A 14,449-nucleotide genomic window follows, 5' to 3' on the forward strand; every position below is an offset into this window, starting at 1 on the left:
TTTGTAATACTGAAATTATAGTTTAAATCATACCTCTTGCTGATAAAACTATTGTATGCTAATCCTCTATAATATTTAAGAGCCGCTCCTAATGATAGTCTGAGTTTATCATTATCTACAACAATATAAGCTCCCTTTACTCCTAAATCTAAAATACCATTAGCATTAAGATTAAATTCTTGATTATCCTTTATTGCAATATTATTTTTGAAATTTTTATTGAGAACATTGATGAAATCAGAATTTATATTGTCCCCCTGTGCAAAAGTTCTTACTCTTGAACTGAAACCAAATCCCAATCTATCACCTGCTGTAAACTGGAAAGATGGAGCTAATGCCTCCCCTATTACACCAAAACTTAGCCTCTTCTGACCAGCATCATAAGATAATCCCTGACCAAGTGTATTAAGACCTAAGTCTTTAAAATTATCAACACCTGTAAACTTGTAATAATCATTATCAAGCATTGCATTAACACTAATAAGATTTACAGACAACCTCACTTTCTTATCTGCAACCTTTGCAGGGCTATACTGCCCGCCATAGACTCCTGAGTAATTGCTATTACTCAATCCTAAATACTTTTGAGCCGAGAGCTCAGTGGTAGAGAAAATTCCTAAAAGAACCCCTGCTACAATTACTTTCCTTTTCATTTTATATATAGTTTTTATCTACCGAACATTTTCCCAAGACCACCCAAGCCAGGCATATTACCGCCCATTTTGCTCATCATCTGCATCATTTGTTTTCCTTGTGGGCCCTGCATCATTTTCATTACTTTTCCCATTTGGTCAAACTGCTTCATCAGCTGATTTACTTCCTCCAACTTTCTTCCGGATCCTTTGGCAATACGGTTTTTCCTTTGGGTATTGATGATGGAAGGCTTCCTTCTCTCCTCTGGGGTCATAGAATAAATAATCGCTTCTATATGCTTAAAGGCATCGTCATTAATATCTATATCTTTCACCGCTTTCCCTACTCCTGGTATCATTCCTACAAGGTCTTTCATATTCCCCATCTTCTTGATCTGGTTGATTTGTTTAAGGAAGTCATCAAAGCCGAATTCATTCTTTGCAATTTTCTTTTGGAGTTTCTTTGCTTCCTCTTCATCAAACTGCTCCTGAGCTCTCTCTACAAGGGAAACCACATCTCCCATTCCGAGGATTCTATCCGCCATTCGCTCTGGATAGAAGAGGTCAAGAGCTTCCATTTTCTCACCTGTGGAGATAAACTTAATCGGCTTTTCTACTACGGAACGGATGGTAAGCGCTGCCCCCCCTCTCGTATCGCCATCTAATTTTGTGAGGACTACCCCATCAAAGTTAAGGACATCATTAAAGGCTTTTGCGGTATTTACGGCATCCTGACCCGTCATAGAATCTACTACAAAGAGGGTTTCCTGAGGTTTAATGGTCTGGTGAACGGTCTTTATCTCGTTCATCATCTCCTCATCTACCGCGAGGCGACCAGCCGTATCTATTATTACGACATCAAAGCCGTTGGATTTTGCATAATGAATTGCATTCTCTGCAATAAGGGCAGGATTTTTATTCCCCTCCTCAGTGTATACCTCTACGCCTGTCTGGGTACCGAGTACTTTCAGCTGGTCTATCGCTGCGGGTCTATACACATCGCAAGCTACGAGCAGAGGTTTCTTTGATTTTTTTGTCTTTAAGAAATTGGAGAGCTTGCCAGAGAAGGTCGTTTTTCCCGAACCTTGAAGCCCTGCGATAAGGATAATGCTCGGCTTCCCTGAGAGGTTGATGCCCTCCTGCGAGCCTCCCATCAGCTCTACAAGTTCATCGTGCACAATCTTCGTCATCAGCTGCCCTGGCGTAAGGGAGGTCAGCACATTCTGACCGATTGCCTTATCCTGCACCCTCTTCGTAAGGTCTTTTGCTACTTTATAATTTACATCGGCATCTACGAGTGCTCGTCGTATTTCCTTTACGGTTTCCGCTACATTAATCTCGGTAATCTTCCCCCTCCCTGAGAGGCTGTGCAATGCCTTGTCTAATTTATCTTGTAAGCTATTAAACATATTTCTTTTTTAACAATTTTTAATAATTAAATGCAAATATAATAAAATCCTTATTGGAATAGTTTAGCATCTAAGGCTTTTTTTATAAAGTATCTCCTGAAATTTTTACTTAAAAAATGTAGTCTATAATTATTAACAGATATCCATCACCCCAGCTTTCTTCACCTGTCAGAATGGGGCAAAAATAAGTTTGGGAATGTAGTCTGGGTGTCCTAATAGGATAAGTACTCATCATATAACGACAGGATAATTACCTGTTGCAGTGTTTTATTATATGATAAGAAATAATTACTTTTGCCAAATGATAACAGGAGTTATTAGAAATCATTTTCACTCAAAAGACTTAGGCTATCTGTATGGAGAGATACAGATGGCTGTTTTTGTAAGGTCTTTTCAATATCAATCCTTAAAAAAATAGCATAATGACCGTACCCAGCGCTTTATTTTACCTTCTAAAAAGTTTTTCGCAGAGCATTTGGGAGGCAGTGCGGTCTTTCTATTCATCCTATTGAGAAAAAGTTAATTTATATAATCATCATTAAAAAAGTAAAAATGAACCAGAAATTAGAAATGCTTTATGAAGGCAAAGCCAAACAGATTTATGCCACTGAAAACCCAGAGGAGATCATCGTTTATTTTAAAGATGATGCCACCGCTTTTAACGCTCAGAAGAAAGGGCAAGTAAAGCTGAAGGGCGAGATGAACAATGCGATTACTACCCTTATTTTTGAGTATTTGCAAACTAAGGGTATCCCTACGCATTTCATCAAACAATTGAATGAAAAGGAGCAGCTGGTGAAGAAAGTTTCCATTATTCCATTGGAATTTGTGGTGAGGAACTATGCTGCGGGGAGTATGGCACAGCGACTGGGCGTGGAGGAAGGCATAAAATCCCCCGTTACCATCTTTGATATTTGCTATAAAGATGACGCCCTTGGAGACCCGCTCATCAATGACCATCACGCGGTATTCTTAGGTGCTGCTTCGTATGAGGAGCTCGGTGAGATGTATGCTCTGGCAGGGAAAATCAATGATGCACTCAAAGAGCTGTTTGATAAAATCAATATTATCCTCGTTGATTTCAAGATTGAGCTCGGGAAGACGGCAGATGGGAAAATCATCCTCGCCGATGAAATCTCCCCAGATACTTGCAGGCTTTGGGATAAAGACACACTGAAAAAATTAGATAAAGACCGCTTCCGAAGAGACCTTGGCGATGTTACAGAAGCCTATGTAGAAATCTACCACCGATTGAAAGCGCTTTTAGGATAAGCAAGAAAAAAAGAGATGAAAGACTTAGAAGTTTTCAAAAAAGAATACCTCCAGCGAATCAAAAAACAGAGCTACGGCAGGAATACTTTCCGAACCAAAGACGAGGAGAGATTAGATGCTCCGAATGAAGAGTGCGGGATTTTTGGGCTCTACTCCGAGAATGAGGTGGATACCTTCTCACTCTCTCAGTTTGGGCTCTTTGCTCTTCAGCACCGAGGTCAGGAGGCGTGTGGTATTTCTGTGAGCAAGAATGGGCATATCGTTAATATTAAAGATGAAGGGCTCGTTCTCGATGTTTTTAAAGGCATCAATGAGCCTGAAACCTTTATGGGCAACTCTGTTATCGGGCATACTCGATATACCACCGCAGGCGATAAGAAGAAGTATAATTATCAGCCTTTTTTTGCGAAGAATGAATGGGATCAAATCATCCTCTCCATCGCTCACAATGGGAATCTTACCAATGCTAAACAGCTCCGCACCGAACTTGAAGCCGAAGGTGTAGTCTTTAAAGCGACTTCCGACTCGGAGATTATCCTAAGGCTGATTCAGAAGAACCTCGATTTGGGGCTTCGTGGAGCGATTAAACACACGATGGAACGAATAGAAGGAGCTTTCTCGGTAGTGGGAATGACCCGCAATAAGTTCTTTGCATTTAGGGATTTTAATGGTATTCGCCCACTCGTTCTGGGGGCATTGGATGAGAAAACTTTCGTAGTAGCATCGGAGTCGGCAGCATTAGATGCGGTAGGTGCGGCTTATGTTCGTGATATTCTCCCTGGCGAAATCATCTATACTTCATCGGATGAGAAAGGGCTGAAGTCTTACTTGGTAAAGGACGACTGCGTCAATAGAATTTGTGCTTTTGAATACATCTACTTTGCACGACCAGACACCACTTTGGAGAATATTAATGTGTATGAAGTAAGGGAAAAATCGGGGATGAAAATCTGGGAGCAGTCCCCCGTGGAAGCAGATATCGTTATCGGTGTGCCGGACTCGGGGGTGCCTGCAGCTATTGGTTTTTCAAAGGCATCGGGGATACCTTTCAGCCCTGTTTTGGTTAAGAACAGATACATCGGGAGGAGCTTCATCGTCCCTACCCAAGAGATGAGGGAGAGAATCGTTAATCTAAAGCTAAACCCCATTGTATCCGAAATTAAAGGCAAAAGAATCGTAATTATCGATGACTCTATCGTACGGGGAACAACCTCTAAACGATTGGTGAAAATCCTCAAAGATGCAGGCGTAAAAGAAATACACTTCCGAAGCGTGTCTCCACCCATTATAGCGCCTTGCTTTCTCGGGATAGATACCCCCTCCAAAGATGACCTCATCTCCGCAAATATGAGTGTCGAAGAGCTAAGAGACTATCTGGGAGTAGATTCATTAGACTTTCTCAGTTTGGAAAATCTAAAAGATATACTCGGCAGCTCCGACCACTGCTTCGGATGCTTTACAGAGATTTATCCCGTGAAATCACCGTAAATTTTAGGTAGCAGGTATTTCTCCTGTTTAAATCATAATAGTGAGAACTTTGGTTAATAATTAGAAAATACCCGAAATGATAATAAAAAAACAGTGCCCTATAAGGCGCTGTTTTTTTGTCTCTATTAGTTAATCCCTATTGTATAACTCACCCCGATATGAAACCATCGGCCTGGCATTTCTATACCGAAGGCATCGGTGTATTTATTATTTGTAAGGTTGTTGATTACTATATAGGTTTCAAAACCGTTTTTCCTATAGCTGAGCTTTTCATCAAGGGTATTGATGCTGTAGCCCCCCATCTGCCTGTCTTGGTAGCGGTAAATAGTTTGGCTGTAGAAATTGCCCAAAACTCGGTTCTCCATCCTTGCTACGAGCTGGTGCCTCAGGTTTTCTAAAATGTATTTGGATTTATCGGAAACCTTATCGGATTTCAGCTCATTGTTAAGGTAGGTATAGCTAAGCCCAAAAGTGGTATTAATGAATGGAAGGCTCAGCTCGGAGCTGGCTTCAAAGCCTGTAACTCGGGTGGCAACCAAATTTTGGCTGTGCCATTTATTATCGAGGGTCTCAAAATTCCAATCAATCATATTATCGGTATCTCTACCGAAGCCGCTCACCTTAAAACTAAAATTCTTCATCTGAAAGGCATAGCCTACCTCGGCAGAAAGGGCAGATTCTGACTTTAAATCTGGATTTCCTTCCTCTGTTTTGCTCTTATAATAGAGGTCGGTAAAGGTAGGTACGCGGTGCACCTTCGCAATATTACCGTATATTTTATGGTGAGGATTAAACCTAAAACCTATATCTACCCCAGGATAGAAATAATCTCCTACGGAGGAGTATTTAGCCCAAGTAACCCCTGGTGTAATCTTTAAATTATCATTAAAGAAAGAGAAATTATGCTCAAAGAATACTTGGGTGATAAATCGGTCTCTCTCGCCTAAGTTGTTGGAGACAATTCCCTCGTTTCTCACCTCCGTACCCAAGCCCGTAGTACCGAGCAGCCACTGATAGCTGGCATTGAGCGTACCCCCGATATTATGGGTGATGTGCATATTTCGGTAGATCTCGGGCTTTTGTCGGTTATAGAGGTACATATCCTGCCCCCTACGCCAGTACACCGATGAATTAAGAGCAAAGTGCTGAAACTTCTGTGCATAATTAAAGCTCACGAGCGAGGTTTGGACTTCTTCATACTGCTCGGTAGCCTTTCTGCTCGCATAGAAACCATTTGCTCCGAATTTTTTCTCGGAGAAGCCTGCTTGTACGCCAAAGTTCCCATTATTGAGAGGGATTTTCCCTTGGTAGAAAACATTCCTCACGGTATAGTCGGTATTGTGCTTATAACCTTGCGAACCTGTGGAGGTAGCTTGGAGCAAGTTCTGGAATTTATCCCCTCCAAACGAGGAAACCACCCCCAACGCATAGGTCTGGAAGTCTCCTCCCTCTGCTTTTATCTTTACTTTTTCCTCCGCAGACGGTTTTGTAATGATGTTAATAGCCCCAGCATAGGCATTATTTCCGAATCTCCTTGCTGCTGGGCCTTTCACAATCTCTATTTTTTCTATTGCCGAGAGGTCTATCGGGAGATTCATTACATTATGCCCCGTTTGAGCATCATTCATCGGAATACCATTAACGAGGATTAATACCTGATCAAAAGTACCCCCACGAAGGGATATATCGGATTGTACGCCATTCGCTCCTCGCTTACGGATATCTAATCCGGAGAACTGCTGAAGCAGGTCGTCTATGCTTTGAGCAGGGGAGTTCTCGATCTCCTTTTTAGAAATCACTTCTATATTCTCTACAATCTTCTGGTAGGGAGTGCTGAGGAATTTCCCCTGTATGGATACTTCTTCTACTTCTTTGGTATCTTCCTGAGCGAAAGATACCGCTGCTGCGAGCATTAATACGCTTAAAAAAGTCTTTTTCACGGTTGATTTTTTCAATTAAACGGGGCAAATGTAATAAAATTTCTTTTCCAAGATTTATCTTTGCAGGCATTAACCCCTTTCCCAATGGCGAAACTTAAAACTTCTTATTTCTGTCAGAACTGTGGTATGCAGTACTCCAAATGGCTTGGGCAGTGCCAGAACTGCGGTGAGTGGAATACGATAGTAGAAGAGGTTGTGGAGAAGAAATCAAAGTCCATCCTTCCCAAAACTAAGCAGCACATCATCAATATTATTGAGGTAGAAACCAGTGAAGAGCCTCGCATTAAAACCCCTTCTGAGGAGCTCAACAGGGTGCTTGGTGGAGGCATTGTTCTCGGCTCGGTTACCCTTATCGGTGGGGAGCCCGGCATTGGTAAATCTACTTTACTGCTTCAGCTGGCACTCAAAATGAAGAAGAGAATCCTCTATGTATCGGGGGAAGAAAGCGCTTCGCAAATCAAAATGAGGGCAGACAGGCTTACGGAACTTCAAAACCCGAACTGCTATCTCTTCACCGAGACTTCCATAGAGAAAATCATCTACGAGGCAAAGAAACTCCAGCCCGACTTTATGATTATAGACTCCATTCAGACCCTTCATTCGGCGGAGATAGAGAGTTCGGCAGGTTCGGTATCTCAAATCCGAGAATGTTCTAATGAGATTATAAAGTACGCAAAGGAGAATAATACCCCCGTTTTCCTCGTGGGGCATATCACGAAGGACGGTCAGATTGCGGGTCCAAAGGTTTTAGAGCATATGGTAGATGTAGTCCTCAACTTTGATGGTGATAGGAACCACCTTTTCCGTCTCCTCAGGGCGAATAAAAACCGTTTCGGTTCTACCTCCGAGATTGGTATCTATGAAATGATTTCTCAAGGGCTGAAAGAGATTAAAAACCCATCGCAAATCCTTATTACCAAGAAATTAGAAGAGCTTTCGGGCAATGCTATTGCTGTAACTTTGGAGGGGAACCGGCCGATGCTTCTGGAGATTCAAGCATTGGTGAGCACAGCAGTCTATGGCACGCCACAGCGGAGCAGTACGGGTTTTGATGCCAAGAGGCTGAATATGCTCCTCGCCGTTTTAGAAAAGCGCGCGGGCTTCCAGCTCGGAGCGAAAGATGTTTTCCTCAACATTACGGGAGGCATTAAAACCGATGACCCCGCTCTTGACCTTGCCGTTATCGCCTCTATCCTTTCCAGTAATGAGGATATTGCCATCTCCGAGCGCTATTGCTTTGCGGGAGAGATTGGTCTTAGTGGAGAAATTCGCCCTGTTTCTCAGATAGAGCAGCGCATCTCCGAAGCCGAAAAGTTAGGGTATGAGAAAATTTTTGTCTCCTCCCTCAATAAAATTTCCAAAAAGAAATACGGCATCAAGATAGAAGAAGTAGGCAAAATAGAGGATTTCGTAGAACTGCTTTTTTAACCGATGGGCTTATTCTTATTAATATTTATCCTGCAAAAGCCTACTGCTTATTGCCTACCGCCTAAAGCAAATTAAAGTGAATTACTTAGCACATTCTTACCTCAATGAAACGGAGGAGCAGCTCGTAGGGCAGTTCTTGAACGACTATATCCGAAACCGAGACCGCCACCTCTTGCCCGAAGGCATACAGGACGGCATCCGCAGGCACAGGGCTATTGATTCTTTTACCGACACCCACCCCGCTATTATAGAGGCTAAAAAAGTATTTGCCCCACTCACGAGGCTCTATGCTGGGGCTTTTGTAGATGTAGCGATGGATTACTTCCTCGCCAATGACCCAAAAATCCTCTCCACAACCGAATGGAAAGCCCATTCACAAGCCACCTACGCCACCCTCCGAAACTACCTTTACCTCTTTCCAGAGAACTTTAAGACTGTGCTCCATTATATGGAGAAGGACGACTGGCTCTACAACTACCGTACGGATTGGGGGATGAAGCACAGCCTGCAAAATGTGCTCAACAAAGCGAAATACCTCGATAAATCCCTCCCCATCTTTGATGCTTTCTTAAAAGAAAAACCTTTCCTCCAATCCTGCTATGATGCCTTCTTCCCAGAATTAAGAGCAACTGTGGTTGTTTTAGACTTTAAACCGTAGTAGGCAGAATATTTAATTAATAAACACCTCACTTACTAAGGTGTGCTGTGCTATAGCTGAAATGATTAATCAATAGTCGGATTTCATGGAACTCAAATTCGGGAGGGAGGATTTTTTTCCAATCGGTGAGCGTGGTGGGATGAGTGGGCTTATGAAATTCCTGCTCGAAAAGGAGGAGCTTCTCTTGAGTCACGATTCTCCCAATATCCAAAACGCCTTGCTCGGCAAATTTTGCAAGATGTCCGTATATAGTACTGATTGCTAATCCTCTCTCCTTAACTATTTCTGGAATACTCTTCTCAGCCTCGAAGAGTTGGTAAGTGATGATATGGGTAGGGATTTTAGCAATTTTCTTGGAAACTTTCACCTCGTTCTTTTCCTCAAAGAGCTTCGTTTCAAGGAGGCGTATCTGTTTTAAATCATTCAAATAGTCTTCTAAATCATCTATTAAAATTCTTATCTCCTCATTGTAGAGTTTTAGCCCTTTTACGCCTTTGGTTTCTGCATAGAACTGCTTGAGCTCCTCAAAGATTTTGGAATAAATGGTGGTAAAAAAGAAATTAACTGCTCCTTTTGCCTTGCTCTCTATCTCCTGCCAAAGTATCTCTCCATAGATGAACTTTTGGAGCTTCTGCAAAACTATTTTCTCAAACTTTGTATAAATCTGGATGAGGTTTTTATTCTCTTGGTTAATGATATGATAAAGGGTTTTTGCCTTGTCTTTATCCAGATTCTTGCTGGTAATGGCAACTGAATACCAGCGCTCCAACTGCTCTTGTAACCAATGGGAGTCTATGCTCATCAGCATTTTATTTATCGCATAATCGTACTTTTCAGATTCGAGGATTTCCTCTATCCGCTCATTAGCATTAGTGGCGTATTGGAAGTTGTCTACTTGGTAATTGGCAAAAATAATCTCGGGAGTTATCTTGGATTTGAGGACGATGCCCTCCAAAGTACGGCATCTGGAGAGAGCTACATAGACCTGTCCAGAGGTAAAGGACTTGCCAGCATCTACAATCACCCTATCGAAAGTGAGCCCCTGAGATTTGTGTATGGTAACCGCCCAAGCGAGGCGTATCGGGTACTGCTCGAAGCTGCCCAGCACATCTTCCACAATGTTTTTTTCGGCATCTAATGAATAGGCTTTCTGCTCCCAGCTTTCGGTTCGGAGTTTAAATTCCTCATCGCTGTCTTCCAGCCTCACCCAAACCTCATCCTCTGCAAGGCGGGTTACCTGTGCCAGCTTTCCGTTATAGTATCTTTTGTCTCCACTTGTATCATTTCGTATGAACATTACTTGTGCACCTACTCTTAGCTCTATCTCAACATCATTCGGGTATTGAGTTTCCTTAAAATCTCCCACTACTCTCGCTCCATAGAAATAACTTTTACCTCCGAGCTCGGAGAGTTTTTTCCTATTGACCTCGTCCGCCATTCTATTGTGGGAAGTGAGATAGACAAAGGATTCTTTTGTAGGTTCAAAATCGGGGTCATAACGCTCATTTAGCAGGTTGAAATCTATTTTTTCCCGCTCTCCATCTCGTATGGTATTGAGGAGATTGACGAATACTTCATCCGTCTGCCGATAGATTTTCGTGAGCTCTACGGTGATGAGGGGGAGCTGCTGAAGGGCAAGGCTACTGAAAAAGAAACTCGAATCGTAGTACTGCATCAGGATATTCTCGTCTCTCACCACTGGGGGTAGCTGGTATAGGTCGCCTATAAAAAGCATCTGTACTCCTCCGAAAGGTTTGGTACTCCTTCGGGTAAAGCGTAGTGAGAAGTCCATCATATCTAGAACATCGGCACGAAGCATAGAGACTTCATCTATAATAATAATTTCCAACTCGCGGAAGAGCTTGAGCTTATCTTTTCTATACTTGAAATGATGGGTAAGGTCTGCGATATTATTTGCCAGGTTTTGATCTATCCGCTCGGAAGTTGGCACAAAGGTTCGCAATGGGAGCCCAAACATAGAGTGAATGGTTACCCCACCTGCATTAATCGCTGCAATCCCCGTAGGTGCTACGATAATGTGTTTTTTCCGTGTCTTTTGCACAAAATTATTGAGGAAAGTTGTCTTCCCTGTGCCTGCCTTTCCCGTCAGGAAGATGCTTCTATTCGTATGCTCTATAAGCTGAAAAATGGACTCCTGCTGATTCATAGCCTCAAAAGTAGCTATTTTTTAAATATTAATTTTATATTATTTATAAAAAAAACAGCTGCAAAAAACAGCTGTATAAAAATTTTAAAAACCAAATAGAGCATTAATAAATAAACTTATAGGTTAATGCATCTATGTATATATTATATTTTTCCTGTTGCTTTGCTTTTTTTTGTCTATCATTTTGATCTATTGTAGCTACAATACCTCCTATCAAACCAAACATACCATAAGTACTATCTACGGGAACATATTCCAATTCTCCACGATTACTAACTAAGTAAAATCCTTTTTCATCTTTTTCTAATGGTAAAAAGCCAGATATAGTATTTAGATAGGCTTTGTTATCTTCTACATAAGCAAATATTTTTCGTACACTTACCTTATCTTTATTAGATTTTGCCTGGGTAATTTTACCTTTATCATTTCTTTCTAATACATAACCTTCCTTTGGTAATTGATTAAAAAAATCTTCACCCGATAAATATATTCCATCTTTTAAAGATTGAGTATAGGCAGGCAAACTTTGTGTAAGTTTAGTCCTATAATTTGGAAGTTCTATCTCTGAAATACCAATACTGCTTATGTTTTTTGCTTTATAGGAAGTTTTCATTAAAGCTGAAATATCCCGTCCTACAAAAAGAGACATTGTTTTAGGAGTCTTTCCTGCTTGCTGCTGTTGCTCACCAATATCTTTATTAATACTTTTTATGTAATAGTATAAATCTCCTTTCTTCTCAAAGGTGGCAGCCTGTATGCGAGCATCAGCCACAGTTTTTTCACCTGCTTTTCCTTCAAAAACCTCAAATTTTTCTAAAAGTAATAATAATTCTCTTCCTTCTCCATCAGGATTATCTTCTTTAAATCGCTTTTCTATAGCTATTCCAAAACTTTGGTCAAGCACCATTTGATAATCTTCTTTCTTAAAATTAATAACCGCTAATTTTTTGTTTTCCCTTACATCTTTATAATACAAAGTGGATACCTTCTCTGTAGGGTCTACTAAGTTTGAATTGAACTTTATAGGAACAACCTTTTGTGTAAATCCCAAAAAGGGAATAAATAATAGTATAATCTTTTTCATAAATATAAATTTGTACAAAGATAACTATAAACCTTATAAAAGAAATCGGTTTTTTAATTAAATATTTTAACTAATTTTTAGACATTGGCACTTAAATTGAAGGGAGGGAGAAGTGTTTTTTAATTAAATATTTTAAAATGAGAAAAAAAATCGCAGTAGCGGGTTTACTTTTAGGTATGCTTTCCGCTCATCAGCTATCCGCTCAGAAGTATTTAGGACTGAGCAATAGTAATTATTCTGGCGTGTATGGTAGCCAGTACAACCCAGCTAAACTGGCAGGAAACAAGTATGTATTCTCTATGAATTTCCTTAGTGTAAATGGGCTTGTGGATAATGATCTCTACAAGTTCAGCAGCATTGAAGCATTTAGGAATATGAACCTGAATAACTTTGGAAATATTGCTTCTAAGGAAAATCAAAATTTAGTTTCTACGCTTTATGTAGGTGAAGTATTAGGTCCATCATTACAATTTACCGTGAATGACAGGCTGGGCTTTGGAGTGAGTAGCAGGCTGAGAACCTTTGGTCAGTCTGATAACCTGACTTCTGATTTCGTTAATATCGTAAATAGCAATAGGGGAACTACTTCTGCAACAGGGCTTTTGAGTAACTCAGCAGGTGGCTTTACGGCAAGCTCTCTTTCAGACTTAGGCGTGAGTGGTGCTTATTCTGTTATTAATAATGATAAATTCAGATTAACATTAGGTGCTGGCGTAAAATTATACAGAGGTTTAAAACTCAACAACTTCAAATCTAACAACTACAACCTTGATTATAACTATAACAGTACTACAAATACCTCTACATTTGATGTAAATAGTGCCAATTGGGAATTCTATACCAATGTGCCTTCTGGAGGTAGTATAAGCAACCCTCTGGGAAGCATAGCTACTTCTATTGGTGATATGTATGATTTCAGCTCTGGTTCTACAGCTGTAGGCGGAAACTTTGGTGCAGAGGCAGTATTTAAAGGAAATAACTCCGAAAAGCCTTATGCTTTTAAATTGGGAGCTGCCATCCATGATTTGGGTTCTATTACCTATAAAGATATAACCAAATATACCGTTCAAGGTAATGGTTCAGGTATTAATCCTCTTGAATTTAATCTTGCAGATGTTAATTCTACCGTAAATTACTTACAATCTAAAGGGCTTACAGTTACTAAAACTGCAAATCAAGAATTTAAATCTGATCTACCTACTCATGTAACAGCTTATGCTGATTATGCATTTACTAAGAAATTTTTTGTTAGTGCAAATGCATTGGTAAACTTGGCCGAAAAAGGAGCAAATTCTGTACATTATAATAGCTCTGTGAGCTTGGCACCAAGATGGGAAAGCAAGTGGTTTGATGTTTCTGTACCACTTACATATCAATTAGATAACAGTGATTTTAAACCAGGTTTAGCCTTTAGAGTTGGTCCTCTATCTGTAGGCTCTGATGATATAAAAGTACTCTTTACTGATGCAAAAGGTGCTAATGTATATGCTGGATTGAACTTCTCGCTTGGTAGGAAAAAAACAGCAGAACCTGAAGTTGTACCAGCAGAACCTGTACGAGAAGTAGATTCTGATGGTGATGGTATAGTAGACAATAAAGATAGATGTCCTTATGAGGCTGGTCCAGCAGAGAACCAAGGCTGCCCTTGGCCAGATACAGACGGCGATGGCGTACTCGATAAAGATGATAAATGCCCTACCGTACCTGGTTTAGCGAGCAATCAAGGTTGTCCGAAAGCTCACGAAACTGTAGCTAAAGAAGTTACTCTTGCTCTGAAAGATATCTTGTTCAACTTTGGTAAAGCTACCATCAACCCAGAATCTAATAAGAAATTAGATACTGCAGCTAAGATTATCAAAGATTCTAAAGGAGGTACTTATCTTCTTGTGGGGCATACCGATAAAAAAGGTAACGAAGCTTACAACTTGAAACTTTCAAGAGAGCGAGCAGCAGCAGTAGTACAAGCTCTTGAAGAGAGAGGAGTACCAGCAGATCAATTAAAATCTAAAGGTATGGGCTCTAAAGAAGCTACTGTACCAGCAACAGCAAGTGATGCGGAACGACAAAAAGACAGAAGAGTAGAAGTTCTCCACATCACGGGAAGTGAGTGGGAAGCTCTATCCAAGTCAGATGTACCCGTAGCTAAGAAAAAAGTAGCTACTTCTGCAAAAGGAAAAGCTCCTGCTAAGAAAGCACAGGTAAGGAAAGTTGCTCCTAAGAAGAAGAAATAATTTCTTTCATAACTATATTATTGATAAGGCTACTTAGAATTCTAAGTAGCCTTGTTTTGTATATTTTTCCATCTCAATTATAAAAAAAATAAAGCCTAAAAAAATCATCAAACTGCCCTGTTAGAAAATAAAAAACTTTA

Annotated in this window: 8 protein-coding genes and 1 pseudogene; 5 read left to right on the forward strand and 4 right to left on the reverse strand. The window is 40.5% G+C overall.

What is annotated here, in order from left to right:
* Positions 1–667: 667 nt before the first annotated feature.
* The gene (gene ffh, locus D8991_RS04715) at positions 668–2,041 is read right to left on the reverse strand and encodes a signal recognition particle protein (RefSeq protein ID WP_120489018.1); all 1,374 of its coding nucleotides are present in this window, start codon (positions 2,039–2,041) and stop codon (positions 668–670) included.
* A 552-nt stretch (positions 2,042–2,593) separates the two neighbouring features.
* Between ffh and purC the strand changes: the two genes are divergently transcribed.
* Positions 2,594–3,313: a phosphoribosylaminoimidazolesuccinocarboxamide synthase gene (gene purC, locus D8991_RS04720; RefSeq protein ID WP_120489019.1), complete on the forward strand. Its 720-nt coding sequence runs from the start codon at positions 2,594–2,596 to the stop codon at positions 3,311–3,313.
* Between the two features lie 15 nt (positions 3,314–3,328).
* The gene (purF, locus tag D8991_RS04725; protein WP_120489020.1) at positions 3,329–4,801 is read left to right on the forward strand and encodes an amidophosphoribosyltransferase; all 1,473 of its coding nucleotides are present in this window, start codon (positions 3,329–3,331) and stop codon (positions 4,799–4,801) included.
* Positions 4,802–4,926: 125 nt separating this feature from the next.
* Here the strand turns inward: purF and D8991_RS04730 are convergent, their stop codons facing one another.
* Positions 4,927–6,741 (reverse strand): TonB-dependent receptor plug domain-containing protein, encoded by a 1,815-nt coding sequence (locus D8991_RS04730; RefSeq protein ID WP_245957178.1) that lies wholly within the window; start codon positions 6,739–6,741, stop codon positions 4,927–4,929.
* Between the two features lie 84 nt (positions 6,742–6,825).
* On the opposite strand from D8991_RS04730, the gene radA reads away from it, so the two are divergent.
* Together radA and D8991_RS04740 are read left to right on the forward strand one after the other, a co-directional pair.
* Positions 6,826–8,169 (forward strand): DNA repair protein RadA, encoded by a 1,344-nt coding sequence (radA, locus tag D8991_RS04735; RefSeq protein WP_120489021.1) that lies wholly within the window; start codon positions 6,826–6,828, stop codon positions 8,167–8,169.
* Positions 8,170–8,245: 76 nt separating this feature from the next.
* Complete coding sequence (locus D8991_RS04740) at positions 8,246–8,827, forward strand: acyl carrier protein phosphodiesterase (RefSeq protein WP_120489022.1); 582 nt, start codon at positions 8,246–8,248, stop codon at positions 8,825–8,827.
* 28 nt (positions 8,828–8,855) lie between these two features.
* Here the strand turns inward: D8991_RS04740 and D8991_RS04745 are convergent, their stop codons facing one another.
* The gene (locus tag D8991_RS04745) at positions 8,856–10,994 is read right to left on the reverse strand and encodes a helix-turn-helix domain-containing protein (protein ID WP_120489023.1); all 2,139 of its coding nucleotides are present in this window, start codon (positions 10,992–10,994) and stop codon (positions 8,856–8,858) included.
* Between the two features lie 103 nt (positions 10,995–11,097).
* Positions 11,098–12,078, reverse strand: a complete 981-nt coding sequence (locus D8991_RS04750) for a hypothetical protein (RefSeq protein ID WP_120489024.1) — start codon at positions 12,076–12,078, stop codon at positions 11,098–11,100.
* Between the two features lie 1,565 nt (positions 12,079–13,643).
* On the opposite strand from D8991_RS04750, the pseudogene D8991_RS09015 reads away from it, so the two are divergent.
* Positions 13,644–14,309: pseudogene (locus tag D8991_RS09015) on the forward strand (OmpA family protein); the annotation flags it as partial.
* Between the last annotated feature and the right edge of the window lie 140 nt (positions 14,310–14,449).

Source organism: Bergeyella cardium, from assembly GCF_003614945.1.
GTDB classification, from domain to species: Bacteria; Bacteroidota; Bacteroidia; order Flavobacteriales; family Weeksellaceae; genus Bergeyella_A; species Bergeyella_A cardium.

Excerpts from the sequence above, each read along its gene's own strand:
- radA (WP_120489021.1), top strand. The coding sequence starts at position 6,826 with ATGGCGAAACTTAAAACTTCTTATTTCTGTCAGAACTGTGGTATGCAG.
- D8991_RS04750 (WP_120489024.1), bottom strand. The coding sequence starts at position 12,078 with ATGAAAAAGATTATACTATTATTTATTCCCTTTTTGGGATTTACACAA.
- purC (WP_120489019.1), top strand. The coding sequence starts at position 2,594 with ATGAACCAGAAATTAGAAATGCTTTATGAAGGCAAAGCCAAACAGATT.
- purF (WP_120489020.1), top strand. The coding sequence starts at position 3,329 with ATGAAAGACTTAGAAGTTTTCAAAAAAGAATACCTCCAGCGAATCAAA.
- ffh (WP_120489018.1), bottom strand. The coding sequence starts at position 2,041 with ATGTTTAATAGCTTACAAGATAAATTAGACAAGGCATTGCACAGCCTC.
- D8991_RS04745 (WP_120489023.1), bottom strand. The coding sequence starts at position 10,994 with ATGAATCAGCAGGAGTCCATTTTTCAGCTTATAGAGCATACGAATAGA.